General features: G+C 29.5%; 1 protein-coding gene. It reads left to right on the top strand.

The window, feature by feature from the left end:
- The coding region (locus QMG30_RS24990) for a transposase (protein WP_281819954.1) at nt 1–217 on the top strand (217 nt) is incomplete at both ends.

Raw genomic sequence — 217 nt, 5'->3', positions numbered from 1 at the left:
AAGAACTGTTTGTTAGCTCTGAAAACCAAAGAGGCAAGTATCCTAGATTTTTTCGTATGTTAGAAGCTAAACTTATCAAGGCACAAAGGAAATTATCACGTATGGTAAGGTTTTCGAATAATTGGTACAAACAAAAGATTAAAGTAGCAAGAATACACTATAAAATCAAAAATGCAAGATCGAATTTTTTACATAAACTATCTACTCAATTAGTAAA

Source organism: Vallitalea longa (genome assembly GCF_027923465.1).
Taxonomy (GTDB): domain Bacteria; phylum Bacillota; class Clostridia; order Lachnospirales; family Vallitaleaceae; genus Vallitalea; species Vallitalea longa.
Note: the sequence above shows the minus strand (reverse complement) of the source record. Positions and strands in the feature narration are given on the sequence as shown.